The organism is Bradyrhizobium sp. SZCCHNS3002, from assembly GCF_032377435.1.
Taxonomy (GTDB): Bacteria; Pseudomonadota; Alphaproteobacteria; order Rhizobiales; family Xanthobacteraceae; genus Bradyrhizobium.
The window spans coordinates 155,281-177,514 of record NZ_JAUHHY010000006.1; the positions used below are offsets into that span (position 1 = coordinate 155,281).

At 65.9% G+C, this 22,234-nt stretch carries 22 protein-coding genes and 1 pseudogene; 12 read left to right on the forward strand and 11 right to left on the reverse strand.

Features of this window, described 5'->3' with window-relative positions; all coding sequences use genetic code 11:
* Nucleotide 1: 1 nt before the first annotated feature.
* Both QW845_RS14825 and QW845_RS14830 read right to left on the reverse strand, forming a co-directional pair.
* Nucleotides 2-1,207: an ABC transporter substrate-binding protein gene (locus QW845_RS14825; protein ID WP_315802301.1), complete on the reverse strand. Its 1,206-nt coding sequence runs from the start codon at nucleotides 1,205-1,207 to the stop codon at nucleotides 2-4.
* Between the two features lie 166 nt (nucleotides 1,208-1,373).
* Entirely contained in the window at nucleotides 1,374-3,002 is a 1,629-nt protein-coding gene (locus QW845_RS14830; RefSeq protein ID WP_315802302.1) for a fatty-acid--CoA ligase, read from the reverse strand.
* A 150-nt stretch (nucleotides 3,003-3,152) separates the two neighbouring features.
* On the opposite strand from QW845_RS14830, the gene QW845_RS14835 reads away from it, so the two are divergent.
* A complete protein-coding gene (locus QW845_RS14835; protein ID WP_409997914.1) occupies nucleotides 3,153-4,418 on the forward strand; it encodes an extensin family protein in 1,266 nt (421 codons plus the stop codon).
* Nucleotides 4,419-4,512: 94 nt separating this feature from the next.
* Here the strand turns inward: QW845_RS14835 and QW845_RS14840 are convergent, their stop codons facing one another.
* A complete protein-coding gene (locus tag QW845_RS14840) occupies nucleotides 4,513-5,193 on the reverse strand; it encodes a L,D-transpeptidase (protein WP_315802304.1) in 681 nt (226 codons plus the stop codon).
* Nucleotides 5,194-5,537: 344 nt separating this feature from the next.
* On the opposite strand from QW845_RS14840, the gene QW845_RS14845 reads away from it, so the two are divergent.
* Entirely contained in the window at nucleotides 5,538-6,515 is a 978-nt protein-coding gene (locus QW845_RS14845; RefSeq protein ID WP_315802305.1) for a magnesium transporter CorA family protein, read from the forward strand.
* A 313-nt stretch (nucleotides 6,516-6,828) separates the two neighbouring features.
* Entirely contained in the window at nucleotides 6,829-7,149 is a 321-nt protein-coding gene (locus QW845_RS14850; RefSeq protein ID WP_409997915.1) for a hypothetical protein, read from the forward strand.
* Nucleotides 7,150-7,394: 245 nt separating this feature from the next.
* Here QW845_RS14850 and QW845_RS14855 read toward each other — a convergent pair whose 3' ends face one another.
* A complete protein-coding gene (locus QW845_RS14855; RefSeq protein WP_315802306.1) occupies nucleotides 7,395-8,147 on the reverse strand; it encodes an SDR family oxidoreductase in 753 nt (250 codons plus the stop codon).
* A gap of 141 nt (nucleotides 8,148-8,288) precedes the next feature.
* Complete coding sequence (gene pdxH, locus QW845_RS14860) at nucleotides 8,289-8,939, reverse strand: pyridoxamine 5'-phosphate oxidase (RefSeq protein WP_315802307.1); 651 nt, start codon at nucleotides 8,937-8,939, stop codon at nucleotides 8,289-8,291.
* A gap of 125 nt (nucleotides 8,940-9,064) precedes the next feature.
* On the opposite strand from pdxH, the gene QW845_RS14865 reads away from it, so the two are divergent.
* Together QW845_RS14865 and QW845_RS14870 are read left to right on the forward strand one after the other, a co-directional pair.
* On the forward strand, nucleotides 9,065-9,469 hold the full coding sequence (locus QW845_RS14865) for an RT0821/Lpp0805 family surface protein (protein ID WP_315802308.1): 405 nt from the start codon (nucleotides 9,065-9,067) through the stop codon (nucleotides 9,467-9,469).
* A gap of 112 nt (nucleotides 9,470-9,581) precedes the next feature.
* The gene (locus QW845_RS14870; RefSeq protein ID WP_315802309.1) at nucleotides 9,582-10,544 is read left to right on the forward strand and encodes a DnaJ C-terminal domain-containing protein; all 963 of its coding nucleotides are present in this window, start codon (nucleotides 9,582-9,584) and stop codon (nucleotides 10,542-10,544) included.
* A 371-nt stretch (nucleotides 10,545-10,915) separates the two neighbouring features.
* On the opposite strand, the gene QW845_RS14875 is transcribed toward QW845_RS14870, so the two are convergent.
* On the reverse strand, nucleotides 10,916-11,689 hold the full coding sequence (locus tag QW845_RS14875) for an anti-sigma factor (protein WP_315802310.1): 774 nt from the start codon (nucleotides 11,687-11,689) through the stop codon (nucleotides 10,916-10,918).
* Between the two features lie 91 nt (nucleotides 11,690-11,780).
* Entirely contained in the window at nucleotides 11,781-12,269 is a 489-nt protein-coding gene (locus QW845_RS14880; RefSeq protein ID WP_315802311.1) for a sigma-70 family RNA polymerase sigma factor, read from the reverse strand.
* Between the two features lie 303 nt (nucleotides 12,270-12,572).
* On the opposite strand from QW845_RS14880, the gene fabI reads away from it, so the two are divergent.
* The 3 genes from fabI (at nucleotide 12,573) to aroC (ending at nucleotide 15,220) form a co-directional block, all read left to right on the forward strand.
* Nucleotides 12,573-13,406 carry an enoyl-ACP reductase FabI gene (gene fabI / locus QW845_RS14885; protein WP_315802312.1) on the forward strand — a complete coding sequence of 278 codons (834 nt, stop codon included), beginning with the start codon at nucleotides 12,573-12,575 and terminating at the stop codon, nucleotides 13,404-13,406.
* 12 nt (nucleotides 13,407-13,418) lie between these two features.
* On the forward strand, nucleotides 13,419-14,018 hold the full coding sequence (locus tag QW845_RS14890) for a histidine phosphatase family protein (protein ID WP_315802313.1): 600 nt from the start codon (nucleotides 13,419-13,421) through the stop codon (nucleotides 14,016-14,018).
* A 116-nt stretch (nucleotides 14,019-14,134) separates the two neighbouring features.
* Nucleotides 14,135-15,220 (forward strand): chorismate synthase, encoded by a 1,086-nt coding sequence (gene aroC, locus QW845_RS14895; RefSeq protein ID WP_315802314.1) that lies wholly within the window; start codon nucleotides 14,135-14,137, stop codon nucleotides 15,218-15,220.
* 1 nt (nucleotide 15,221) lies between these two features.
* On the opposite strand, the gene QW845_RS14900 is transcribed toward aroC, so the two are convergent.
* Complete coding sequence (locus tag QW845_RS14900; RefSeq protein ID WP_315802315.1) at nucleotides 15,222-15,983, reverse strand: hypothetical protein; 762 nt, start codon at nucleotides 15,981-15,983, stop codon at nucleotides 15,222-15,224.
* A gap of 95 nt (nucleotides 15,984-16,078) precedes the next feature.
* Here QW845_RS14900 and QW845_RS14905 point away from each other — a divergent pair.
* Together QW845_RS14905 and QW845_RS14910 are read left to right on the forward strand one after the other, a co-directional pair.
* Nucleotides 16,079-16,250: pseudogene (locus QW845_RS14905) on the forward strand (chorismate synthase); the annotation flags it as partial.
* A gap of 9 nt (nucleotides 16,251-16,259) precedes the next feature.
* A complete protein-coding gene (locus tag QW845_RS14910; protein ID WP_315802316.1) occupies nucleotides 16,260-17,450 on the forward strand; it encodes an adenylate/guanylate cyclase domain-containing protein in 1,191 nt (396 codons plus the stop codon).
* A 9-nt stretch (nucleotides 17,451-17,459) separates the two neighbouring features.
* Here the strand turns inward: QW845_RS14910 and clpS are convergent, their stop codons facing one another.
* Nucleotides 17,460-17,765, reverse strand: coding sequence for an ATP-dependent Clp protease adapter ClpS (gene clpS / locus QW845_RS14915; protein WP_035654766.1), 306 nt, complete (start codon nucleotides 17,763-17,765; stop codon nucleotides 17,460-17,462).
* 224 nt (nucleotides 17,766-17,989) lie between these two features.
* Here clpS and QW845_RS14920 point away from each other — a divergent pair, with 224 nt between their 5' ends.
* Nucleotides 17,990-18,844 carry a DUF1194 domain-containing protein gene (locus QW845_RS14920; protein ID WP_315802317.1) on the forward strand — a complete coding sequence of 285 codons (855 nt, stop codon included), beginning with the start codon at nucleotides 17,990-17,992 and terminating at the stop codon, nucleotides 18,842-18,844.
* Nucleotides 18,845-19,144: 300 nt separating this feature from the next.
* Nucleotides 19,145-19,699: a septal ring lytic transglycosylase RlpA family protein gene (locus QW845_RS14925; RefSeq protein ID WP_315802318.1), complete on the forward strand. Its 555-nt coding sequence runs from the start codon at nucleotides 19,145-19,147 to the stop codon at nucleotides 19,697-19,699.
* 302 nt (nucleotides 19,700-20,001) lie between these two features.
* Here the strand turns inward: QW845_RS14925 and QW845_RS14930 are convergent, their stop codons facing one another.
* Nucleotides 20,002-21,237: a class I SAM-dependent RNA methyltransferase gene (locus QW845_RS14930; RefSeq protein WP_315802319.1), complete on the reverse strand. Its 1,236-nt coding sequence runs from the start codon at nucleotides 21,235-21,237 to the stop codon at nucleotides 20,002-20,004.
* A complete protein-coding gene (locus tag QW845_RS14935) occupies nucleotides 21,230-21,967 on the reverse strand; it encodes a TlyA family RNA methyltransferase (protein ID WP_315802320.1) in 738 nt (245 codons plus the stop codon). Before QW845_RS14935 ends, QW845_RS14930 begins: the two co-directional genes overlap by 8 nt.
* Nucleotides 21,968-22,234 lie beyond the last annotated feature (267 nt).

Sequence of the window (22,234 nt, forward strand, 5' to 3'; positions counted from 1 at the left end):
CTCAGTGCCCATGCACCAGCGGGCAGGCCGAGTCGGCGAGCTTGCCGAACGCCTCCTCGCCCGACATCGTCTGGATCAGCTTGTAGTAGTCCCAGGGGTACTTCGACTCCTCCGGCTTCTTGACCTGCATGATGTACATCTCGTGCTCCATCAGGCCGTCGGCGCGGATCTTGCCGTTCGACGTGAACATGTCGTCGATCTTCATCTTGCGCAGCTGGTCCATGACCTTGTCGGAGTCGGTGGTGCCGGCCGCCTTCACGGCGTTGAGATAGGTCGTCGTCGCCGAGTAGTAGGCGGCCTGGTTCATGGTCGGCTCGCGCTTGGTCTTTTCGAAGTAGCGCTTGGCGAAGGCGCGGGTCTTGTCGTTGAGATCCCAATACCAGCCGGTGGTGAGATAGAGACCTTGCGCGGTCTTCAGGCCGAGACTGTGGATGTCGCTGATGAAGGCGAGCAGCGCCGCCGGCTTCATCGTCTTGGCGATGCCGAATTCATCCGCGGCCTTGATCGAGTTCGTGAAGTCGTTGCCGGCATTGGCGAGGCCCAGAACCTGCGCGCCCGAGCCCTGCGCCTGCAGCAGATAGCTGGAGAAGTCCGAGGTCGAGAGCGGCACGCGGACCGCTCCGACCACCTTGCCGCCATTGGCCTCGACCACCTTGGACGCGGCTTCCTGCAACTGGGTGCCGAAGGCGTAGTCGGCGGTCAGGAAGAACCAGCTCTTGCCGCCCTGGCTGACCATGGTCTTGGCGGTGCCGTTGGCGAGCGACGTCGTATCGTAGGCGTAGTGGACGGTGTAGGGCGTGCAATCCTTGCCCGTCAGCGAGGCGCCGGCGGCACCGATCGCGATGAACGGTATTTTCTTCTCCTTGGCGGCGGTGGCCATCGCGAGGCTGACCCCCGTGTTGGAGCCGCCGAGGATCATGGTGACGCCGTCGCGATCGGCCCACTCGCGCAATTTCTGGGCGCCGACGTCCGGCTTGTTCTGATGATCGCTCTCCATGAACTCGATCTTGTTGCCGAGCACGCTGCCGCCGAAATCCTCGATCGCCATCTTTGCAGCCTCGACGCCGCCCGGCCCGATCACGTCGGCATAGAGCCCGGACATGTCGTCGATGTCGCCGATCACGACCTTGTTGCCGGCGGCATGAGCGGCCGTGGCGACCAGTGATGCTCCCAGCAGCCAGGGCAGCAGGCGGATTGATTTTCGCATGGTGGCGTTCCCTCGTTTTTTATGGTGCCGGACCTTAGGAACCCGCCCATGGGCTTCCTATTCGCCTTTGGTCGAGGCGAGGGCGATGGAACTTTTTGCGCGGAACGCAAACGGCCCCAGCGGGGGGCGCAGGGGCCGTGAGTCTCGCGCGGAACGGGAGTTGTTGCTAAGCTGCGGCGTTGGGGAAGCGGTAGCTCTTGAACTGGTCGCGCAGCGCGGTCTTCAGGATCTTGCCCGTTGCCGTGTGCGGAATGCCGTCGACGAAGGCGACGTCATCGGGCATCCACCATTTGGCGATCTTGCCCTCCATGTATTTCAGGATGTCCTCGCGCGTCGTCGTCTGGCCGGGCTTCAATTGCACGATCAGCAGCGGGCGCTCATCCCATTTCGGATGATAGACGCCGATGACGGCAGCCTCGGCGACCGCGGGATGGCCGACCGCGAGATTCTCCAGGTCGATCGAGGAGATCCATTCGCCGCCGGACTTGATGACGTCCTTGGAGCGGTCGGTGATGCGCATGTAGCCATGCTCGTCGACGGTTGCGACGTCGCCGGTGTCGAAGAAGCCTTCATCGTCGAGGATGTTGCTGTCGACCTTGTAGTAGGCCTTCGACACCGCGGGCCCGGACACCTTGAGCCGGCCGAAGGTCTTGCCGTCCCACGGCAACTCGGTGCCGGCATCGTCGGTGATCTTCATCTCGACGCCGAACGGCGGGAAGCCCTGGGTCTGCAGCACGTCGAGCTTGGCGTCGCCGTCGGCGGCGAGGAACGGCGGCTTCAGGGTGGCGAGCGTGCCGATCGGGCTCATCTCGGTCATGCCCCAGGCATGGCGCACGCCGATACCCATGTCGAGGAAGGCCTGGATCATCGAGCGCGGCATCGCCGAGCCGCCGCACACCACCATCTTCAGATGCGGCAGTTTGAGGTTATGCGCCTGCATGTGCTGCAGCAGCATCAGCCACACCGTCGGCACGCCGGCGGTGTAGGTCACCTTCTCGGTGTCGAGCAGCTCGTAGACGGACGCGCCGTCGAGCTTGGGGCCGGGCATCACCAGCTTGGTGCCCATCGAGGGAGCGGAGAAGGCAATGCCCCAGCTGTTGGCATGGAACAGCGGAACCACCGGAAGCATTGTGTCTGCTGCGGACGTACCGAGTGAATCCCGGCTATTGGCCATCAACGCATGCAGCACGTTGGACCGATGCGAATACAGCACACCTTTCGGATCGCCCGTGGTGCCGGACGTGTAGCACATCGCGGCCGCGGTGTTCTCGTCGAAGGTGCCCCAGGCGAAGTCGCCGTCGGCCTCGCCGATCCACGATTCGTAGGCGACGGCGTTCTTGAGCGTCGTCTGCGGCATGTGCGCGGCGTCGGTCAGCACGATGTAGCGCTCGACGCTCGGCAGCTTGTCGGCGAGCTTCTCGAGGATTGGCACGAACGTCAGATCGGTGATGACGATGCGGTCCTGGGCATGGTTGATGATCCAGCCGATCTGCTCGGGAAACAGGCGCGGATTGACCGTGTGACAGATCGCGCCGACTCCCATGATGCCGTACCAGACCTCGAGATGACGGCCGGTATTCCAGGCGATCGTGGCGACGCGGTCGCCCAGCTTGATGCCGTCGCGCGTCAGCTTCTGCGAGACCTTGAGAGCGCGGTCGTGGATTTGCCGATAGGTGGTGCGAACGATGGGGCCCTCGACCGAGCGGGTCACGACCTCCTGGGAGCCGTGGATTGTCGCCGCATGCTCGATGATCCGGTGACAAAGCAGGGGCCAGTCTTGCATCAAACCAAGCATCAGGTCGTTCCTCCGGTATTCGCTTGCAGCGAGGGTCTTTTGGTCTCTTTGGTCAATTTTAGCGCGCGCCGCACCCGACGCAAATGGGCTTGTGATGGCCACGACGTCGCGCCGGGCGTGATGGTTAGCGCTGTGGCCGTGGCGATCGCATTGAGCTGGCTCATGGCGGCGCCGGCGGCGGCCGCGAAATCGGCGCACCGCAGCCCGCCCACGGCCGCCGAGGCCGCAGCGAAGCTGGCCGACGGTGTTGCCAAGGTGCCGCTTCCGCAGCCGCGGCCTGCCGATGCGCCGGCGCGGGCAGCGGCCAAGGGGGAGGATGCCGCTCCGCGCGACGCGGCCAGCGCCGGTCCAAAGGTGGATGCCCAAGCCCCGCCGCCGCCTTCGGCCTGCAGGCTGGCCCTGACCGAAGCGGTCGCGATCGCGCCATCGATTCCGCCGATCAAGGGGCCCGGGGGCTGCGGCGGCGAGGACCTGGTGCGGCTGGAGGCGGTGGTGCTGCCTGACAAGCGCAGGGTGGCGCTGACGCCTGCGGCGACCATGCGTTGTCCGATGGCGACCGCGGTCGTCAACTGGGTGCGCAACGATGTGGCGCCGCTGGCCGAACGGCTCGGCAGCGCGGTCACTGCGCTCGACAATTTCGATTCCTATCAGTGCCGCGGCCGCAACAATGTCAGCGGCGCGCAGCTATCGGAGCACGGCCGTGCCAATGCGCTGGACGTCCACGGCTTCAAGCTGGCCGACGGCCGCATGATCGATCTCACCGACCGAAATCAGCCGCGCGATTTGCGCGAGTCCGTGCTGCACGCGGTCTGCACCCATTTCTCCACGGTGCTCGGCCCCGATTCGGATTGGTACCACGAGGATCACATTCATCTCGACCTGATCGAACGCCGCAACAACTACCGCATCTGCCAATGGGACGTGCTCGACCCGCTGCCGAAGGTCGCGCCCCTGATGCCCGCCGCCAGGCCCGACGACGCGCCGTCACGCGAGACCGCGCAGGCTGGCACCGAAAATGTCCGGAAGACCGCGAGCACCGACGCCGAACACAACAGCAGCGGTCGCGCCGGTACCGACGAGAAGGCCGAGCCGCCGGCCACCGCGCAGAGCCCTTCTGCTGACGACCGCTCCGGACGGGCCGATACGGAAGCGCAGCCTCCGGCCGCAAAGCCCGCCGGAACGGTCCGCAATCGGCAGACCGCGTCGAAGTCTGCGCCTGAACAGCAAAAGTCCGGACGCGTCGCCGCAGAGACGCGCGCGCCGACCGTAGCGTCCGACAAGGCACGGAATACAGCCGGGCGGGACCAGCGCGCCCTGAACAGCTCAAGTGGGGAACGGGCTTCGCCATCGAAGCCGGCTCCACGGAAGCGCCATCACGGCCGGCGTGGCTGGGATCCGTTCCGCGGATTGTTCTAGCCCCAAACAAAAAGGCGCCGGGTGACCGGCGCCTTGGAAAGGCTGCTAAACGCGCTTCTCGGCTTTTGAATATCGTACCGGCTTCAGCCGGGGCTCACTGCATCGCAGCGAAGGTGCCGCCGCCCTGCAGCGCCATCTGCGGCTTGTAGGGCGAATCACCCTTCTTCGGATCCAGCACCACGACGATGGTGCCGACCTTCACCCGGTTATAGAGGTCGATCGCATCTTCGTTCGTCAGGCGAATGCAGCCCGAGGAGATCGAGGCGCCGATATATTCCGGCTGGTTGGTGCCGTGGATGCGGAACAGCGTGTCCTTGCCGTTGGCATAGAGGTACATCGCGCGCGAGCCCATCGGATTGTCGGGACCCGGCGCGACGAAGGTCGGAACGCCCAGGCGCTCGATCTCGCCCTTGGTCGGATGCCAGGCCGGCCATTCGGTCATGGCGCCGACCTTCGCGATGCCCGACCACGCCATCGCCTCTTCGCCGACGGTGATGCCGTAGCGAATCGCCTTGCCGCCATCGAGGACGTAATAGAGGTAGTGGCTGTCGGAATCGACGACGATCGAGCCCGGGGCTTCCTTGCGGTGATACTCGACGATCGCGCGCCGATAGGGCTCGGCCACCGGCGTGTTGGTGTAGCGGATCTTCGCGAGAAGCTCCTTGTCCTTCGGCTTGAAGGCCTGCGTGTTGGTCGCCTCGTACGTCGTGGCCTGCATGCAGCCCGACAGCATCAGGCCGGCGGCCAGGAGTCCGAGTTTCACCTTCAGCGACATGTCACCAATTCCAATTGACAGCTGACGTTGCAATGGTACGGCCGCGCCACTGCAGCGCGATTCCACATGTCCCATTATCGTCAAAATCGTTCTCAATTCCAGCCGATACACGCACAGGTCACGCTGCAGCGCCGCGATTGTTGCTTTTTTGCCGCAAAAATGCGGGCAGTCATCCACAGCTGTGCTCCGAATGGCACGATCGTCTCTCCGCCGGGGCGTTACCCTTGAGACCATGGCCTTCGCGAGAAAGCCCATGGACCGGGCTCGCAAGCTGCGTCACAAGGCGGCAGCATCCCGCCGCTACGTCCCCGAAAATTCACGTTTCGCGATTCGGAGTTTTGTCCATGTTCTCGGTGTTCGTTCCGTCCGAAGCCGCGCTGAAGAAGCTGGCGATCACCGATCCCGCGGCTCTGCCCGACAATGCGGTCTGGGTCGACCTCGTGAACCCGAGCAGCGCCGAGGACCGGGCCGTGGAAAAGCTGGCCGGGATCGCGGTGCCGACCCGCGAGGACATGCAGGAGATCGAGATCTCGAGCCGTCTCTACATCGAGAACGGGGCCCGCTACATGACGGCCACGCTGATGTGTCACTCGGACTCCGATATGCCGAGGACCACGGCAGTCACCTTCATCCTGGCGGGCCACCGCCTGGTGACGGTGCGTTACGACCAGCCGCGCCCGTTCGCGGTGGTGGAGGCCAAGCTCGCCCGCAACTGTGCGCCCGGGATCACCGGCGAGATGGTGCTGATGGAGCTGCTCGACGCCGTGATCGACCGCTGCGCCGACATTCTCGAGAAGGTCGGGGCTGATATCGATCAGGTCAGCCACGAGATCTTCGAGCCGAACAATGAGCGTCACGGACACGCCAAGCAATATTCGCAGATTCTGATCGCGATCGGGCGCAAGGGCGACCTGACCTCGAAGGTGCGTGAGAGCCTGGTGTCGATCGGCCGCCTCGTCACCTTCCTGTCTGCGGTGGTCGAAGGCGTGAAGTGGTCGAAGGACATGCGCGAGCAGCTCAAGACCATGCAGCGCGACGTCGCCTCGCTGACCGACCACGCGTCCTACCTCGCGAGCAAGATCACCTTCGTGCTGGATGCGATGCTCGGCGTCGTCAACCTCGAGCAGAACAACATCATCAAGCTGTTCTCGGTGATGGCGGTGGTCCTGATGCCGCCGACCTTGATCGCATCGATCTACGGCATGAACTTCAAGATGATGCCGGAGCTCGAATGGGTGCACGGCTATCCGATGGCGTTGGTGCTGATGCTGATCTGTGCGATCGTGCCGTACTACATCTTCAAATTGAAGAAGTGGCTGTAGCGCAGCCGAGCTGGAATCGCCGGCCGCCCCAGGCCGCTCGCCCGCGCGAAGGCTGCGGCAAAGCGCCATCCGCAGCGCCTCATTCGTGCCCCGTTGTTAGCTGCGTGGGCGACATGTTCGTTGGTCGCGTGCCGCCGACTGATAGTCGCTATGCACTGCAAGTGTCACAAGCGGCAACGTGCAACGCATAACAGAAATACTTGTTAGGCCAGCCGCAACGCCGCTGCAAAGCCGCCCCAATTCCTCAGGTAAAATTTGACGGGAACCCTGAACGTTTGATCGAAACTTCTCTGCGATAAATCTGCTCGTGAGCATGACCGACTACGAGCGTCTCGGCGCGTGGCATGCAAGGCAGAGCTCGAGGGCGCGTTCATCGCGCCTTATCCAAGAGGCGGCAATGGTTGAGAAACGCATAACGGCATCGAACAACGTGATCGAGCTGGCCAACTATCAACGCAGCCGCGCCGACATCGTCGTGGCCCATGCGCTGTCGCCGCGCACCTGCCGCTATTGCGGCGCCGAGCTCGATGACGACGAGCGCGAGGATGATTGCTCCAGCGCCCTCAACGTCGAGTCCGACCGCCTGCGCTGGCGCGCCGCGCAGATCCTTCGTGGCCTGGTGTGCGAAGGCTGAACGACTGTTCTCGGCCGAGCGGTATCCCGGCAATGCCGCCCGAAAGTCCACGATCGGAAATTCAGCAGCCGATGTCATCCCTTGAACAGCGCTCCCTCCGGGAGCGCTGTTTTGTTTGTGGCGGCCGAATCGATCTTCGGAAACGGTGTTAATCGCCGCTTCGCACGGCCATCTGGAACTTGCCGCGCGCGGCAATCCGCCGTGAACCAAACCGGAGACGGGCAGGCCCCTCCGCGGCGACGGTCTCAGACGTGCTGGCCGCCGTTGATATGGATCTCGGCGCCGTTCACGTAGGAGCTGGTCTCGGTGCACAGCACGTAGATGATCTTGGCGACCTCGTCGGGCGTGCCGAGGCGCTGCATCGGGATCTGCTCCTGCACGATCTTCTCGGTGCCGGGCGACAGGATCGAGGTATCGATCTCGCCCGGCGCGATCGAGTTGACGCGGACGCCGACCCGGCCGAAATCCGACGCCATCTCGCGGGTCAGGGCCGCCAGCGCCGCCTTGGAGGTCGCGTAGGCCGCGCCGGCGAAGGGATGCACGCGCGAGCCGGCGATCGAGGTGACGTTGACGACGGAGCCCTTGGCCGCCTTCAGCTCCTTGATCAGGCCGCGCGCCATCATGATCGGCGCGAAGAAGTTGACGCGGAAGACGTGATTCCAGGTGTCGAGGTCGGTGTCGACGGTGCCGAGCCGGGCGCCGCCGGCGCCCTTCGGCGAGATCGCGGCGTTGTTCACCAGCGCATGCAGCTCGCCACTGTCCATGCGCTGTTTGACCTCCTCGATCGCCCGCAGCGTGTCCTCGGGATCGGCAAGGTCGACCTGGATGTGGTCTTCGGGACCTGCGCCCCACGGACATTCCTCGGGGAAGGGATGCCGCGAGCAGGTGATGACGCGCCAGCCGGCGGAGGAGAATCGGATGACGGTGGCATGACCGATGCCGCGGCTGGCGCCGGTCAGCAGCATCGTGCGCCGCGGCTGGTTCGAAGGAGTCGGCATGAACTGGGTCTCTCACGATCCCGGACGGATCAACTTACCACAATGGTTGCAGGTGCGGCGCTCGATTCACGCACGCGCGGGCGATTCGTCCGACAAGGCATCAGACGCCGGCAGCCGGGCGCTAGCGCGCTCGGCGATGTCTCACGGATACATCCGCACCTTGGTCCACGGCTGGTCGGCGGCGTCGCGGCGGAATTCGATGCGGTCGTGCAGGCGGAACGGCCGGTCGTGCCAGAACTCCATGCTGATGGGCGCGATGCGCCAGCCGCTCCATCCCGGCGGCCGCGGCACCTCGCCGATGATGTATTGCGTGGCGACCTTGGCGATCGCCTGCTCGAACGCGAACCGGCTCTCCAGCGGCTGCGACTGCTTGCTGGCCCAGGCGCCGAGCTGCGCCTGCTTCGGCCGGGTCGCGAAATAGGCGTCGGCCTCCTCGTCGCTCACCGGCGTCACGAGGCCGCGGATGCGGACCTGGCGGCGCAGCGACTTCCAGTGAAACAGCAGCGCGGCCTTCGGATTGGCGGCGAGCTCACGGCCCTTCTGGCTGGCCTTGTGGCTGTAGAAGACGAAGCCGTCCTGGTCATAGCCCTTCATCAGCACCATGCGCACGTCGGGCAACCCGCTATCGTCGACCGTCGCCAGCGCCATCGCATTCGGATCGTTGGGCTCGCTCTTGCTGGCCTCCGCAAACCAGTCGGCAAACAGCGCAAACGGCTCGCCGGCCTGGGTAAAATCGGCCGATGTACCGGATGTTAAGGTTGTCTGGTGTTTGATGCTCGTGGGGTCGGTCATGTCTTTGGGGAGTCCGAGTTTTGCGTTCACCCGCGGCCAAGCGCGCGCAAGTCCATCCGGGTCCGGTCCTATATAGGGCATCGGTCCGACTTGGCCTATCCGCGATCGGTCATGCCGGCACCGCTTTGACACTCATTCTAATCGGCCTGTCCGGCGGCGGCTGCAGCCTGTCTCGCCCTGAAACGGCCTTTGCCAAGATGGACGATGCGGAGATCACCGGCGCGGTCAGCCCGCCGCCCGAGCGCGAGCCGACCGAAGCCGATCTCGCTTTTGCCCGCAACGCCGCGTCGGACGTGCTGACCAGGGGGAGCAAGGATTCCAGCCAGCCCTGGCAGAATCCGCAGACCGGCGCTCGCGGCTCGGTGACGCCGATCGCCAAGTCCTACACGGCCGACAACGGCCGCACGTGCCGCGATTTCCTCGCGAGCTACGTCAACGGCAAGACGGAGCGCTGGCTGCAGGGCTCGGCGTGCCGTATCGAGCGTGGGCGCTGGGACATCCAGACGCTCAAACCCTGGCAGCAAAGCTAGCCGGGACCATCAGGAACCCGTTGCAAAAATACAACGGACTCCCCAGATGAAATGCAAAGCGGGCGGGGAGCCCATAGGTTAGTATCTGACTTTCTGTAAGGAGACGTGACGGATGCGCGACCCCTATGAGGTCTTGGGGGTGCCGCGAAGCGCCAGCGCTGCGGCCATCAAGAGCGCCTATCGCAAGCTCGCCAAGAAGCACCACCCCGACAGCAACAAGGATGATCCGAAGGCATCGGCGCGGTTTGCCGAGATCAATTCGGCCAACGAGATCCTGGGCGACGAGGAGAAGCGCAAGCAGTTCGATCGCGGCGAGATCGACGCCGAAGGCAAGCCGCGCTTCCAGGGCTTCCCTGGCGGCGGCGCCGGCCGCGGCGGGCCGGGGGGCGGATTCGAGAATTATACCTTCCGCAGCGGCGGCGGGCCGGGTGGCGGCTTTGGCGGTGGCGGATTCGAGGACATCCTGAACAGCATGTTCGGCGGCGCTGGCCCGCGCGGTGCACGTGGCGGCGGCGGCTCGTTCGAGTTCGACACCGGCGGCGTCGGCCTCGACCTCGATCTGAAGGTTGCGATGTCGGTCTCGCTCGAGGAGTCCGTGAAGGGCGGCGAGAAGCGCGTTCGGCTGCCGTCGGGCAAGGAGCTCAACGTCAAGGTCCCCGCTGGCGTCACCGCCGGCCAGCAGATCAGGCTGAAGGGGCAGGGCGAGAGCGCGCCCGGACACCGGCCAGGTGATCTCCTGATCACGATCCAGATCGCGCCGCATCCGTTCTTCAAGGTCGAGGGCAGCGACCTCAGGCTCGATCTGCCGATCACGCTTTACGAGGCGGTCCTGGGCGCCAAGGTGAGGGCGCCGACGCTCGGCAGCGCGGTCGAGCTGTCGATCCCGAAGAACACCTCCAGCGGCCGCACCTTCCGGCTCAAGGGCAAGGGCCTGCCCAAGAGCGATGGCTCGGTCGGCGATCTGTTCGTCACCACCCGGATCGTGCTGCCCGACGGCAACGATGCCGAGCTCGAAGCCCTGATGACCAAATGGCGCGACCGCCATCCCTACAATCCGCGCAGCAACCTCTCCTGAGGTTGCGCGTTGTAGGTCACTCGGCTTAAAGTTGAGGGGGCGAGCTGGAAAGCTGAGAGAAAAAGTGCGGCCTCGAAAGGGGGACCAGCGCGGTACAAAACCCCGATCGAGGCCGCTTCCGTGTCGATCGGCGGATCGAACACTCCTCATTTTTTCGTGAACATTTGGCGCTATATTGAGACGTGCCGGTGACCTGATTCCAGATTTCCGGTGACCGAATTGCGGCGCCGACCTTGGCGTGTCTCCCGCCCGGGCGAGGCGGGGATCGGTACGCTTTCGCGCAGCGTTTGCGGCCATCCTGCAAACGCTTCTGATCACGGCCGTAATCGCGCCGAGGCCGGCACCTCGCGAAATCGGGCAATGGTCCGCCGCTAGCCGCCCGCCCGTTCGGACTGGTCATAAACAAGGCGCGCGACCTGGGTGAGACGCGTCCGGTCGCTGCTGCCACTGACGACGTAGCTGACGCCGCGCTCCGCCCAGGACAGTGCAGCGGTGTTGCCCTGCGCCGTATAGCGCATCTCGGCCGCCTCGATCCCGACCTTGGTCGCATACACTGTGAAGCGCTCGCCGGAGGTGCTCTCGTACATCAGGAAGGACGCCGGACCGGTCGGCCCCGGCAGCAGCCGGCCGCCGACGAGCTTCAGTCCGGTGGTTTCCAGCTCCGGCGCCTGCACGGTGCGGCCGCAGCGCCGCGTCAGCCATTGCTGCAGATGGGCCTTCTCGTCGCCGGGGACCTCAACCGGATGGCGCACCTCCACGACGTAGAGTCGGTGCGCATCGAGCGCCTCGCCGGCGAGGGCCTGCAGCGGCGACGGCGAGGACGCAGCGCCACGCGCGACCCAGCCGACCGCGCCGCCGGCCGCGAAGGCCGCCACGCTTGCCGCCATGGCTGCGACGACCCAGCGCCGCGGCCGGCGCTCCAGACCGTCGAGGTCGAGCCGCGGCGGCACCGGCTCGTTGACGATCGAATCGTAGCGGGCATGGAGCGCCTCAGCCAAGCTGCGCCAGGATTGCACGCGCTCGGCGTCCGCCGGATGCGCGGCCAGCCAGCGCTCGACGTCGCTGCGGCGCTCGGCCGGCAGCTCGTTGTCGACGTAGGCGTGCAGCTCGTCTTCGGTGACGGGAATGGTCGGCTCGGTCATCATCGGGATCTCGTTGCAATCGAGCGGCTGCGGCGATGCGCGGTCGCTGCAGGCTTGGGCAGCCGAACATGGCAGGGCGGCTTTTGTGCAGTGGTCATTTCACCCTCCGCAGCGCCGGCCGCTCGCCCTCGAGCACGGCACGGACATGGGCGCGGGCGCGGGCGAGGCGGGACATCACGGTGCCGATCGGGACACCCTGGATGTCGGCGACCTCGCGGTAGCTCATGCCTTCGAGCACGACGAGGAGAAGCGCCGCGCGCTGCTCCTCCACCAGGGTCGCCAGCGCGCGCTCGATGTCCCGGCCCTCGGCCTCAGTGCCGCTGGCGTCGGCATTGTCGTCCTGGAGCGGCATGAAGTGAGGTCGCCGTGCCAGGGAGCGCCGGCGGTTCTTGTTCAGATTGGTCAGGATCGTGTACAGCCAGCTCCTGATGTCGCCGCCCAGGAACAGCCGTTCCGAGCGCAGCGCCCGCACCAGCGTGTCCTGGACCAGCTCGTCGGCCGCGTCCATGTCGCGCGCCAACGCCCGGGCATAACGGCGCAGTGCCGGAATCATGGTCTCGACGCTCTGGCGGAACGCATTCATGGACTGCCCTGCGGCTGTTCGCTGCGATGACAAGGGCGCAGGCCGCAGCCGGCGCCTTGCAAAGATCATAACCCCGCGATCTCAGGCCTATTCCAGCCGGGCAAGCTGGCTGGGCGTTTGCCACAGAGCGGGCGGAATGGGGCTGTACCGGGCCAGACCGGTGGTGTACGTCCAGTCCTCAGAGCATGATGCGCTTCCACGGAAACGCATGATGCTCATCTCCTTGTTTGAGCATGATCTTTCGGAAAACCGGTTTCCACTTTTCCGGATCATGCTCTCATAATCAGTTCGATGGGAAGCCGCATGGCGCAGATTTCAGGTTTGATGCAGGGCAAGCGCGGGGTGGTCCTCGGCGTGGCCAACAACCGCTCGATCGCCTGGGGCATTGCCAAGGCCGCGCGCGCGGCCGGCGCGGAGATCGCGTTGACCTACCAGGGCGACGCGCTGAAGAAGCGCGTCGAGCCGCTGGCGGCTGAGCTCGGCGGCCTCGTGCTCGGCCATTGCGACGTCACCGATCCATCGACCATCGATGCCGTGTTCGACGTGCTCAAGGAGAAGTGGGGCAAGATCGACTTCGTCGTCCACGCCATCGCCTTCTCCGACAAGGACCAGCTCGACGGCCGCTACATCGAGACCACGCAGGACAATTTCTCCAAGAGCATGCTGATCAGCTGCTACTCGCTGACCGCGATCGCGCAGCGCGCCGAGAAGCTGATGACCGACGGCGGCTCGATCATCACCCTGACCTATTACGGCGCCGAGAAGTGGATGCCGCACTACAATGTGATGGGCGTCGCCAAGGCCGCGCTGGAAGCCAGCGTGCGCTATCTCGCCGCCGATCTCGGCGAGAAGAGCATCCGCGTCAACGCGATCTCGGCCGGCCCGATCAAGACGCTGGCCGCGTCGGGCATCGGCGACTTCCGCTATATCCTGAAGTGGAACGAATACAACGCGCCGCTGCGCCGGACCGTGACCATCGACGAGGTCGGCGACAGCGCGCTGTATCTCTTGTCCGACCTGTCGCGCGGCGTCACCGGCGAGGTGCATCACGTCGATTCCGGCTATCATGTCGTCGGCATGAAGCGGCCCGAGGCGCCCGACATCTCGCTCAGCAATTCCGTCGGCGCCAAGGACTAACGTCAACACGCGATGCCACGGCCCACGATCTACTACATCCGCCACGGCGAGACGGAATGGAATGCGCTCGGCCGGCTGCAGGGCACGCAGGACATTCCGCTGAACGCGCTCGGGCGGGTGCAGGCGGTCCAGGCCGGCAACCTCCTGGCCGAGCTCGCTGCGCGCAACGGCCATGATGCGGCGCGCCTGCCCTACGTCGCGAGCCCGCTCAGCCGCGCCCGCGCGACCATGGAGCTGGTGCGTGAGACCCTGGGGCTGCCAGCCGAGGGCTATGCGCTCGATGCCCGGCTGCGCGAGATCGGCTACGGCAAATGGGAAGGGGCGACGCTGCCGGAAATGCAGGCGGCCGATCCCGCCTTCTATGCCCGGCGGCTGACCGACAAATGGTCGCTGGCGCCCGAGGGCGGCGAGACCTATGCCGACGTCGAGCGCCGCGTGCGCGACTGGTACGATGGGCTGTCTGGCGATATCGTGGCGGTCGCCCATGGCGGCACGGCGCGGGCGCTGATGGTCGCGCTGGGCTTCGAGACGCCGCACGGCGCCGTCGACCTGCCGATCCAGCAGGGCGCGGTCTATGTGTTCGGCGAGAACGGCTTCGAGAAGTACAGTTAGTTTGTCCCCGTCATTCCGGGGCGCGTCGTGAGAGGCGAAACCGGAATCTCGAGAGTCCGGGTCTGGTCCTTCGGACCGTCCCGGAATGACGGTTTTTCCGATTGGGTGATCAGCTCATGTCCTTCAACACCTTCGGCCACATGTTCCGCGTCACCACCTTCGGCGAGAGCCATGGCGTGGCCATCGGCTGCGTGGTCGACGGCTGTCCGCCGCGGATCCCGCTGCAAGCGGAGGAGATCCAGCGTGATCTCGACCGCCGCCGTCCCGGCCAGTCGCGCTTCACCACCCAGCGCCAGGAGCCGGACCAGGTGAAGATCCTGTCCGGCGTGATGGCCGATCCAGACACGGGAGCGCAGGTCACCACCGGCACGCCGATCGCGCTCCTGATCGAGAACACCGATCAGCGCTCCAAGGACTATTCCGGGATCAAGGACAAGTTTCGTCCCGGCCATGCCGACTTCACCTACGAGGCCAAATACGGCCTGCGCGACTATCGCGGCGGCGGCCGGTCCTCCGCGCGCGAGACCGCGACGCGCGTTGCGGCCGGCGCGATCGCGCGCAAGGTCCTGCCCGACGTGAAGGTGCGCGGCGCGCTGGTGCAGATGGGGCCGCACAAGATCGACCGCGGCAACTGGGACTGGGACGAGGTCGCGCGCAATCCCTTCTTCTGCCCCGACAAGGACAAGGCAGCGTTCTTCGAGGACTATCTCGACGGCATCAGGAAGTCCGGCTCGTCGATCGGCGCCGTGCTCGAGATCGTCGCCGAGGGCGTGCCGGCGGGACTTGGCGCGCCGCTCTACGGCAAGCTCGATGCCGATCTCGCCGCGGCGATGATGAGCATCAACGCCGTGAAGGGGGTCGAGATCGGCGCCGGCTTCGGTGCGGCCGAGCTGACCGGCGAGGAGAATGCCGACGAGATGCGCTCGGCCAATGACGGCACGCGCTTCCTCTCCAACAATGCCGGGGGCATTCTCGGCGGCATCGCCACGGGACAGCCGATCGTGCTGCGCTTCGCGGTCAAGCCGACCTCGTCGATCCTCACCCCGCGCCAAACCGTCGACCGCTCAGGCCAGGAGACCGAGATCCTGACCAAGGGCCGTCACGACCCCTGCGTCGGCATCCGCGCGGTTCCCGTCGGCGAGGCGATGATGGCTTGCGTGCTCGCCGATCACCTGCTGCGCCATCGCGGCCAGGTGGGGTAGGTTAATCGTTCTCGCCGTACACATACGACGCCTTCAGCCCGAAGGTCACGATCGAGAGCGTGACCCACAGCCGCAGCATCGCGAACGAGAAGATGAACACGAAGAACACCAGGTTCTTGGCGAACTGACTGGCCTCGGTCTGCCCGAACGTCCAGATCAGGCCACGGACGGCATTCTGGCTGTGGCCCAGTCCGATGTTGACCAGGCCCAGCACCAGCACGGCTGTCCCGAGCCATAGCCCGCGCCGGGCGAACTCACCGAGTGCGGGGAAGAACGCGGTCCGGCCATTGTTGCGCTCGGCCTGCAGGATCATCAGCAGCACCAGCGCTGCGATGAATGCGCTCCAGAACCGGCCGAGATGCGTGAACTGGTCGAAGGCCATGCCATCCAGTCCGGCCATCAGATGGGGGCTCTGTCCCGCATAGGGCGTGAACACCAGGGCTAGCGCAGCCGCGATCATCAGCAAGGCGATCCGCCATAGCACGGCCAGGGACAATCGAAGCTGGTCGGTGACGCTCAGCTCGCCGAGGTTCGTCTGGCCGCCGCTTGCCTCGATACAGCGCTGCGCCGTGACGATGAAGGCGTGCAGCACGGCGACCGCGGCCACGACCAGAGCGGGCAGGCTGGCCGGTCCGCCGGCAAACGCGATCACCCGCATTGCCGCGGCGAGGATGAGCCATGGCAGCGCCGGCAGTAGCCGCAACGGTCCGAACGAGGTCTGAGGAACAATGGTGGATGATACGCTGCGGGGGGTCTCTCTCATCGTGTCAGGATACCGCGCGGAGCTGAATGGCCTTCCTCGCAAATGGCTAAAATTGCCGCCACGCCGCGTGCGTCTCGCTGTCTCCATGAGCTGTCACGAAGAGCCTCACCAAGGGCCATCACGACCCCTGCGTCGGCAATCCGCACGGGCCCGGTGGGCGAGGCGATGATGGCCTGCGTGCTCGCCGATCATCTGCTGCGCCATCGCGGCCAGGTCGGTTGGTCGCGCAAGGAGTACCTGTTTACTGTTGTCACGTCCGTCGCTTAATCTCAGCCCATGGACACTTCCAAGCTGCGGGACATCAAGGACTGGCTGGTCGATGGTGCGCGCTCCGCGGCGACGCCGAGCCAGATGATGTCCGAATGCTGCGAGCGCCTGGTCGGGCTCGGCATCCCGTTGTGGCGCGTCGGCGTGTTCGTCCGCACCCTTCATCCCGATATCGCCGGCCGCAGCTTCATCTGGCGCCAGGGCGCCGAGGTCGAGATGGGCACGGTCGATTTCGGTTTCGAGAGCACCCCGGCCTACACGGACAGTCCGCTCGCGCTCGTGTTCGAGCATGGCAGGGAGTTCGGGGCCGATCCTCGCCATCCGCAGGCGGAGCGTTTTCCGATCCTGATGGATCTGCGTGCCGAGGGCGTGACCGACTATCTCGCCTTGCCGATGACCTTCATCGATCGCGCGGTCCATGCCTCGAGCTGGACCACCAAATCTCCAAGAGGCTTCACCGACGCGCAGCTGAACGCGATCCGGTCGCTGATGCCTGCGCTCGCACGCTACACCGAGATCGTCACGCTGCGCCGGACCGCCTCGATGCTGCTCGACACCTATGTCGGCAACAGCGCCGGCGAGCGCATCCTCGGCGGCCAGATCCGCCGCGGCCACACCGATACGCTCGATGCGGCGATCTGGTTGTCGGATCTGCGCGGCTTCACGCCGCTGTCGGACCGGCTGCCGGCCGAGAACGTCGTCGACATCCTCAACCAGTACTTCGACTGCCAGGTGGATCCGATCCGCGAGCAGGGCGGCGAGGTGCTCAAGTTCATGGGCGACGGCCTGCTCGCGGTGTTCCCCATTCGCGCGCAGGGCGGCGATCCGAGCGAGGTCTGCGGCCGCGTGCTCACGGCGGCGCGGGCGTCGCGCGCCCGCGTCGACGCGCTGGAATATGCGGTCGGCGACATCGGGGAGCGGTTTCGTTTCGGCGTGGCGCTGCATGTCGGACGGTTGCTCTATGGCAATATCGGCGGCGGCAACCGGCTCGACTTCACCTGCATCGGCCCCGCCGTCAATCTCGCCGCAAGGCTGGAGAAGATGGCCGCGCAGCTGAAGCGCACGGTGGTCGCGTCCGAGGCCTTTGCCGGCGCCTGTCCCGAGCCGCTGACCGATCTCTGGACCGATCTCGGCGAATTTCCGATCGCTGGCCTCGCGACCGCGCAACGCGTGTTCGGGCTGCGCGAGGAAGGGAATTAGTTCGCCGGCTCAGGTCTCCGGCTCGGTGGTGAACAGCAGCGGATATCCCTTGGCGCGGCCGGCATCGGTCGCGCGCGTCGCCTTGGTCTCGGCGACGTCCTTTGTGAACACCGCCACCACGCAGACGCCGAGCTTATGGGCCGTGATCATGACCTTGTAGGCCTGGTCCTCGGTCATGCGGAATTCCGCCTTCAGGATCATCACCACGAAATCGCGCGGCGTGAAATCGTCGTTGACGAGGATCACCTTGTAGAGCCGCGGACGCTCGGTCTTGGTGCGTACCTTCGTCTTGGGCTTGGTGACGGCATCGTTCATTTGAAGGGCGCGCCTGTGTTCCTGATGCGGCAGTCACGCCACGATACAGGCTTCGAACGCTCCGGGAAACCACGGGCTGCATGCCTTGCGCGATGGGCGCACGCGGCTGCCTGACATCCGGGAAATCCAGGGGACTAACCGGAATGTGAATGGATGTGTGCGTTCCCGCTTTGCGCTCTGCGGATTGCATGTCACCATCATCAGACGCGATTGGAGGGCAGCTCATGCGCTGGTGGATCTCGATCGGGGTGGCGTGTCTGGCGGGCGCCTTGGCTGGCGGCGACGTCGCCAGCGTCGTGGCCGCGCCGAGGACCCAGCCGGCGCAGCAACTGAGCGAGAAGGAAGCCTCCGTCGACGTTGAGCTCATCCTCGCCGTCGACGTGTCCTACTCGATGGATCTGGACGAGCTGGCGATCCAGCGCGAAGGCTACGCCCAGGCGCTCAGCTCGCGCGAGTTCCTGCAGGCGCTGAAGAACGGCGTGCACGGCCGCATCGCCGTGACCTATTTCGAATGGGCGGCCTCGAGCGACCAGAAGATCATCATTCCATGGCGCCTGATCGACGGACCGGAAAGTGCCGACGCCGTCGCCGCCGAGATCATGAAGACGCCGATCCGCCGGGCGTCGCGCACCTCGATCTCGGGCGCGATCTACTTCGCCATGCCGTTGTTCGATGAGAACCCCTATCGCGGGCTGCGCCGCGTCATCGACATCTCCGGCGACGGGCCCAACAACAACGGTCCCTCGCCGGTGACGATCGCGCGCGACGAGGCCGTCAACAAGGGCATCACGATCAACGGCCTGCCGATCATGGTCAAGGAGCCGTCCTACTCGACCATGGATATCGAGAACCTCGATCTCTACTACAAGGATTGCGTCACCGGCGGCCACGGCTCGTTCGTGGTCACGATCAAGAGCCGCGAGGAGTTCAAGGAGGCCATCCGCACCAAGCTGCTGATGGAGGTCGCCGGACGGGCACCGCCGCCGCGCATCGTGCCGGTCGCCGATGACGCCGACAAGGAGCCGCGCGTGTCCTGCACGATCGGCGAGAAGATCTGGCAGGATCGCTGGGGCCGGTGACCCGGGCTGCGCCACACCGGCGCCCCTGATCCGCCATCGACCGGCGCGCAGCGCTTCACACCGCCTGTCCTGGTCGGAGGCGTGCACTGCGCACCCATCGGACGCGTGTCGGGTGCAAGGATTGGTATCCCGATCTCGTGTGGAAAAACCCCGTCCTGTTGCCGATCCGGCGAATCTGTGACCTCACAGCCACACATGATCTTAAAACCAGGGGTTGCATGGCGCCAAAATTCTCTTTGCCACTGTGCCGCCGCGATTGGGCCGCGACCATGAGCGGGTTGAGGCGGAGGCGCACAGAACATGCGTATCATCGACCGGACAGCAGGTCCCTCGTCAGTCGTCCATGGCCCGGGTGCAGGGCTCGCATCCCAACTTCTGAGGCCAGCGCTGCTGTGTGCGGCGGCGGCTTCGCTCGCCGCCTGCGCGCAATCGTCGGCGGTCCGGCAGGCGCGCTGGGCGGCGCCGACGAAGCAAGCTGCCGCCGAATTCCGGCCGCAGGTGCAGCGTGCGGAGACGGCGCCGGAGTCGGTGGTGCGCGTCCAGCAGGCCGAGCTCAGCCCGCCTCCAGCCCACGCCACCTCGTCGGGCCTCGCCAGCTACTACTCGGAAGGCCGCAAGACCGCGAGCGGCGAACGCTTCGATCCCTCCGAGCTGACGGCCGCCCATCGCAGCCTGCCGTTCGGCACCCGTTTGCAGGTCACCAACGTCAAGACCGGCCGCTCGGTGGTGGTGCGTGTCAACGACCGTGGACCGTTCGTGCAGGGCCGGGTGGTGGATGTGTCCTACTCCGCCGCCCAGGCGCTCGGCATGATCCACACCGGCGTCGCCCCGGTGAAGGTCAGCGTGGTGCGGTAGCAGTCATAGACACGGCAGCGCCGCTGCTTGACCTCTCGTGTTTCTTGAGTGGCCGGGATCTCGCAGCGGCGGCAGTGCACCTCACCCCGCTTGCGGGGAGAGGTCGGATTGCATCGAAGATGCAATCCGGGTGAGGGGGACAGGTCTATCCACGCACACACCCGGTGCGTTTGCCCCTGCTGACACTTCCCGTGCGGCTGCCTCTCACCCCAACCCTCTCCCCGTAAGAACGGGGAGAGGGTGCGCACCGTTCGTGCCGAGCAAGCTCTGCGCTCAACTAATAGGCATCCCGCATCACCGCCTCACCGCACCAGCCGCGCCACCAACTCCACATGCGGCGTGTGGCGGAACTGGTCGACGGGGACGACCGTCTCGAGCTTGTAGCCGCCGTCGATCAGCATGCGGACGTCGCGGGCGAAGGTGGTGACGTTGCAGGACACCGCGACGATCACCGGCGCCTTGCTGGCCGCGAGCTGCCTGGCCTGGGCCTGCGCGCCCTGGCGCGGCGGGTCGAACACGACGGCATCGATGTCGCGCAATTCCGGCGGCATCAGCGGGCGGCGGAACAGGTCGCGCGCCTCGGCCTTGATCGGCTTGAGGCCGGGCGTCCCGGCCGCCTTCTGCAGCGCCGCGATCGCGCCGGCATCATTGTCCATGGCGGTGACGCGCGCCCGCGTGGCGAGCCGCAGCGCGAACGGGCCGACGCCGCAGAACAGGTCGGCGACGTGCTTGGCCTTGCCGGTCCGCTCCATCACGAGCTGCGCCAGCGTCTCCTCGCCTTGCACGGTGGCCTGCAGAAACGAGCCGGGCGGCAGCGTCACCTGCGCCGTGCCCATCGTGACAACTGGCGCATTGCGCATCAGCACCAGCTCGCCGTGGCGCGTCAGCCGCGCCAGTCGGTGCTGTTCGGCGAGGCGGGACAGGGCCGCGATGCGCGGCGGCGGCAGCGGGCCGGAGCCGCGGATGTCGATGTCGAGGCCGTTGCTGGTCGCGGTCGCCTGGATGTCGAGCGGCTTGCCGGTCGGCTTCAGCGCCTCAGCCAGGGCCCATGCGGCTTCCAGCGCACCGTCCAGAGCAGGATCGAGGATCGGGCAGCGGTCGATCGGCACGATATCGTGGCTGTTCGCGGCCGAGAATCCGACCCTGAGAACGTCGTGCGTGCCCATCCGGGCGTGGAAGGTGGCGCGGCGCCGGCCGGCGCCGTGGGCATCGATCAGATCGGCCACGTCGCAGTCGACCTTGGCGGCCCGTAGCGTCTCGACGATGATGTTGCGCTTCCATTGCTGATAGGGCCCGGGCATCCAGTGCTGGATGGCGCAGCCGCCGCACACGCCGAAATGCGCGCAGAACGGCGCGATCCGCTCGGGACTCGCCGTCTCCACCGCGAGCAGCTTGCGGCGATCGGGATGGCCGGGCACGACGGCCGTCTCCACGGTCTCGCCGGCCAGCGTGTAGGGCACGTACAGCGCCTCGCCCGATGACAGCGACACGCCATCGCCGCGATGGCCGACCTGGTCGATGACGAGACGTTCAACCATGGCGGCGCGCTCCCAGGAAGAATTCGGCGTTGCCGTCGCCGCCCTTGATCGATGACGGAAAGATCGCGATTTCGCTGCAGCCGAGCGAGGCGGCGAAGGCGGCGATGTCATCGCACACGGCTTGATGGACGGCTGCATCCTTGATGATGCCGCCCTTGCCGTGCTTTCCCTGCGCCTCGAATTGCGGCTTGATCAGCGCCAGCAGGCTCATCGGCGAGGCGGCGAGCGATAGCGCGGCCGGCAGCACCGCCTTGAGCGAGATGAAGCTGCAGTCGATCACGACGATGTCGGGGCGCTGCGCCAGCCGCTTGCCGTCGTAGCTGCGGATGTCGGTCTGCTCCATCGAGATGATCTTCGGGTGATTGCGCAATGACGGGTGCAACTGGTCGCGGCCGACGTCGACCGCGAACACGAGCGCCGCGCCATTCGCCAGCAGCACCTCGGTGAAGCCGCCGGTGGAGGCGCCGACATCGAGGCAGACATGGTCCTCGACCTCGATGCCGTAATGCTCCAGCGCCGCCGCCAGCTTGACGCCGCCACGCGACACCCAGGGATGCGCCGGCTCGGCCTGCAGGACGGCGTCGGCGGGAATGCTCTCCGAGGCTTTGCCGACCTGCTTGTCGTTGGCGAACACGAGCCCCGCCTCGATCGCCGCCTGCGCCCGCGCGCGGCTCTCGAACAGGCCGCGTTCGACGAGGAGGATGTCAGCGCGTTTGCGGGCAGGGGTCATGGGCGGTTTGATGAATGGTCATGAGTTGTGGAGTGGTCATGAGTTGTGGAGGTCGCGCAACCATTCCGGTGTCGTCCCGGGCAAGCACTGGCGCGCATCGCGCGTCGGTGCGCCGACCCGGGACCCATAACCACAGGACGTAGTTTGTAGGAAGATGGCAACTACGTGTCTGCCCAACACACCGTCCTGTGGTTATGGGTCCCGGCTTTCGCAGGGACGACATGGGAGTTCGTGTCATCGATCGTGCCACCACGCGAGACTCGTAGG

Coding starts and splice junctions, on each gene's coding strand:
- QW845_RS14825 (WP_315802301.1), bottom strand. CDS start 1,207: ATGCGAAAATCAATCCGCCTGCTGCCCTGGCTGCTGGGAGCATCACTG.
- QW845_RS14830 (WP_315802302.1), bottom strand. CDS start 3,002: ATGCTTGGTTTGATGCAAGACTGGCCCCTGCTTTGTCACCGGATCATC.
- QW845_RS14840 (WP_315802304.1), bottom strand. CDS start 5,193: ATGTCGCTGAAGGTGAAACTCGGACTCCTGGCCGCCGGCCTGATGCTG.
- QW845_RS14845 (WP_315802305.1), top strand. CDS start 5,538: ATGTTCTCGGTGTTCGTTCCGTCCGAAGCCGCGCTGAAGAAGCTGGCG.
- QW845_RS14850 (WP_409997915.1), top strand. CDS start 6,829: ATGACCGACTACGAGCGTCTCGGCGCGTGGCATGCAAGGCAGAGCTCG.
- QW845_RS14855 (WP_315802306.1), bottom strand. CDS start 8,147: ATGCCGACTCCTTCGAACCAGCCGCGGCGCACGATGCTGCTGACCGGC.
- pdxH (WP_315802307.1), bottom strand. CDS start 8,939: ATGACCGACCCCACGAGCATCAAACACCAGACAACCTTAACATCCGGT.
- QW845_RS14870 (WP_315802309.1), top strand. CDS start 9,582: ATGCGCGACCCCTATGAGGTCTTGGGGGTGCCGCGAAGCGCCAGCGCT.
- QW845_RS14875 (WP_315802310.1), bottom strand. CDS start 11,689: ATGATGACCGAGCCGACCATTCCCGTCACCGAAGACGAGCTGCACGCC.
- QW845_RS14880 (WP_315802311.1), bottom strand. CDS start 12,269: ATGAATGCGTTCCGCCAGAGCGTCGAGACCATGATTCCGGCACTGCGC.
- fabI (WP_315802312.1), top strand. CDS start 12,573: ATGGCGCAGATTTCAGGTTTGATGCAGGGCAAGCGCGGGGTGGTCCTC.
- QW845_RS14890 (WP_315802313.1), top strand. CDS start 13,419: ATGCCACGGCCCACGATCTACTACATCCGCCACGGCGAGACGGAATGG.
- aroC (WP_315802314.1), top strand. CDS start 14,135: ATGTCCTTCAACACCTTCGGCCACATGTTCCGCGTCACCACCTTCGGC.
- QW845_RS14900 (WP_315802315.1), bottom strand. CDS start 15,983: ATGAGAGAGACCCCCCGCAGCGTATCATCCACCATTGTTCCTCAGACC.
- QW845_RS14910 (WP_315802316.1), top strand. CDS start 16,260: ATGGACACTTCCAAGCTGCGGGACATCAAGGACTGGCTGGTCGATGGT.
- clpS (WP_035654766.1), bottom strand. CDS start 17,765: ATGAACGATGCCGTCACCAAGCCCAAGACGAAGGTACGCACCAAGACC.
- QW845_RS14920 (WP_315802317.1), top strand. CDS start 17,990: ATGCGCTGGTGGATCTCGATCGGGGTGGCGTGTCTGGCGGGCGCCTTG.
- QW845_RS14925 (WP_315802318.1), top strand. CDS start 19,145: ATGCGTATCATCGACCGGACAGCAGGTCCCTCGTCAGTCGTCCATGGC.
- QW845_RS14930 (WP_315802319.1), bottom strand. CDS start 21,237: ATGGTTGAACGTCTCGTCATCGACCAGGTCGGCCATCGCGGCGATGGC.
- QW845_RS14935 (WP_315802320.1), bottom strand. CDS start 21,967: ATGACCCCTGCCCGCAAACGCGCTGACATCCTCCTCGTCGAACGCGGC.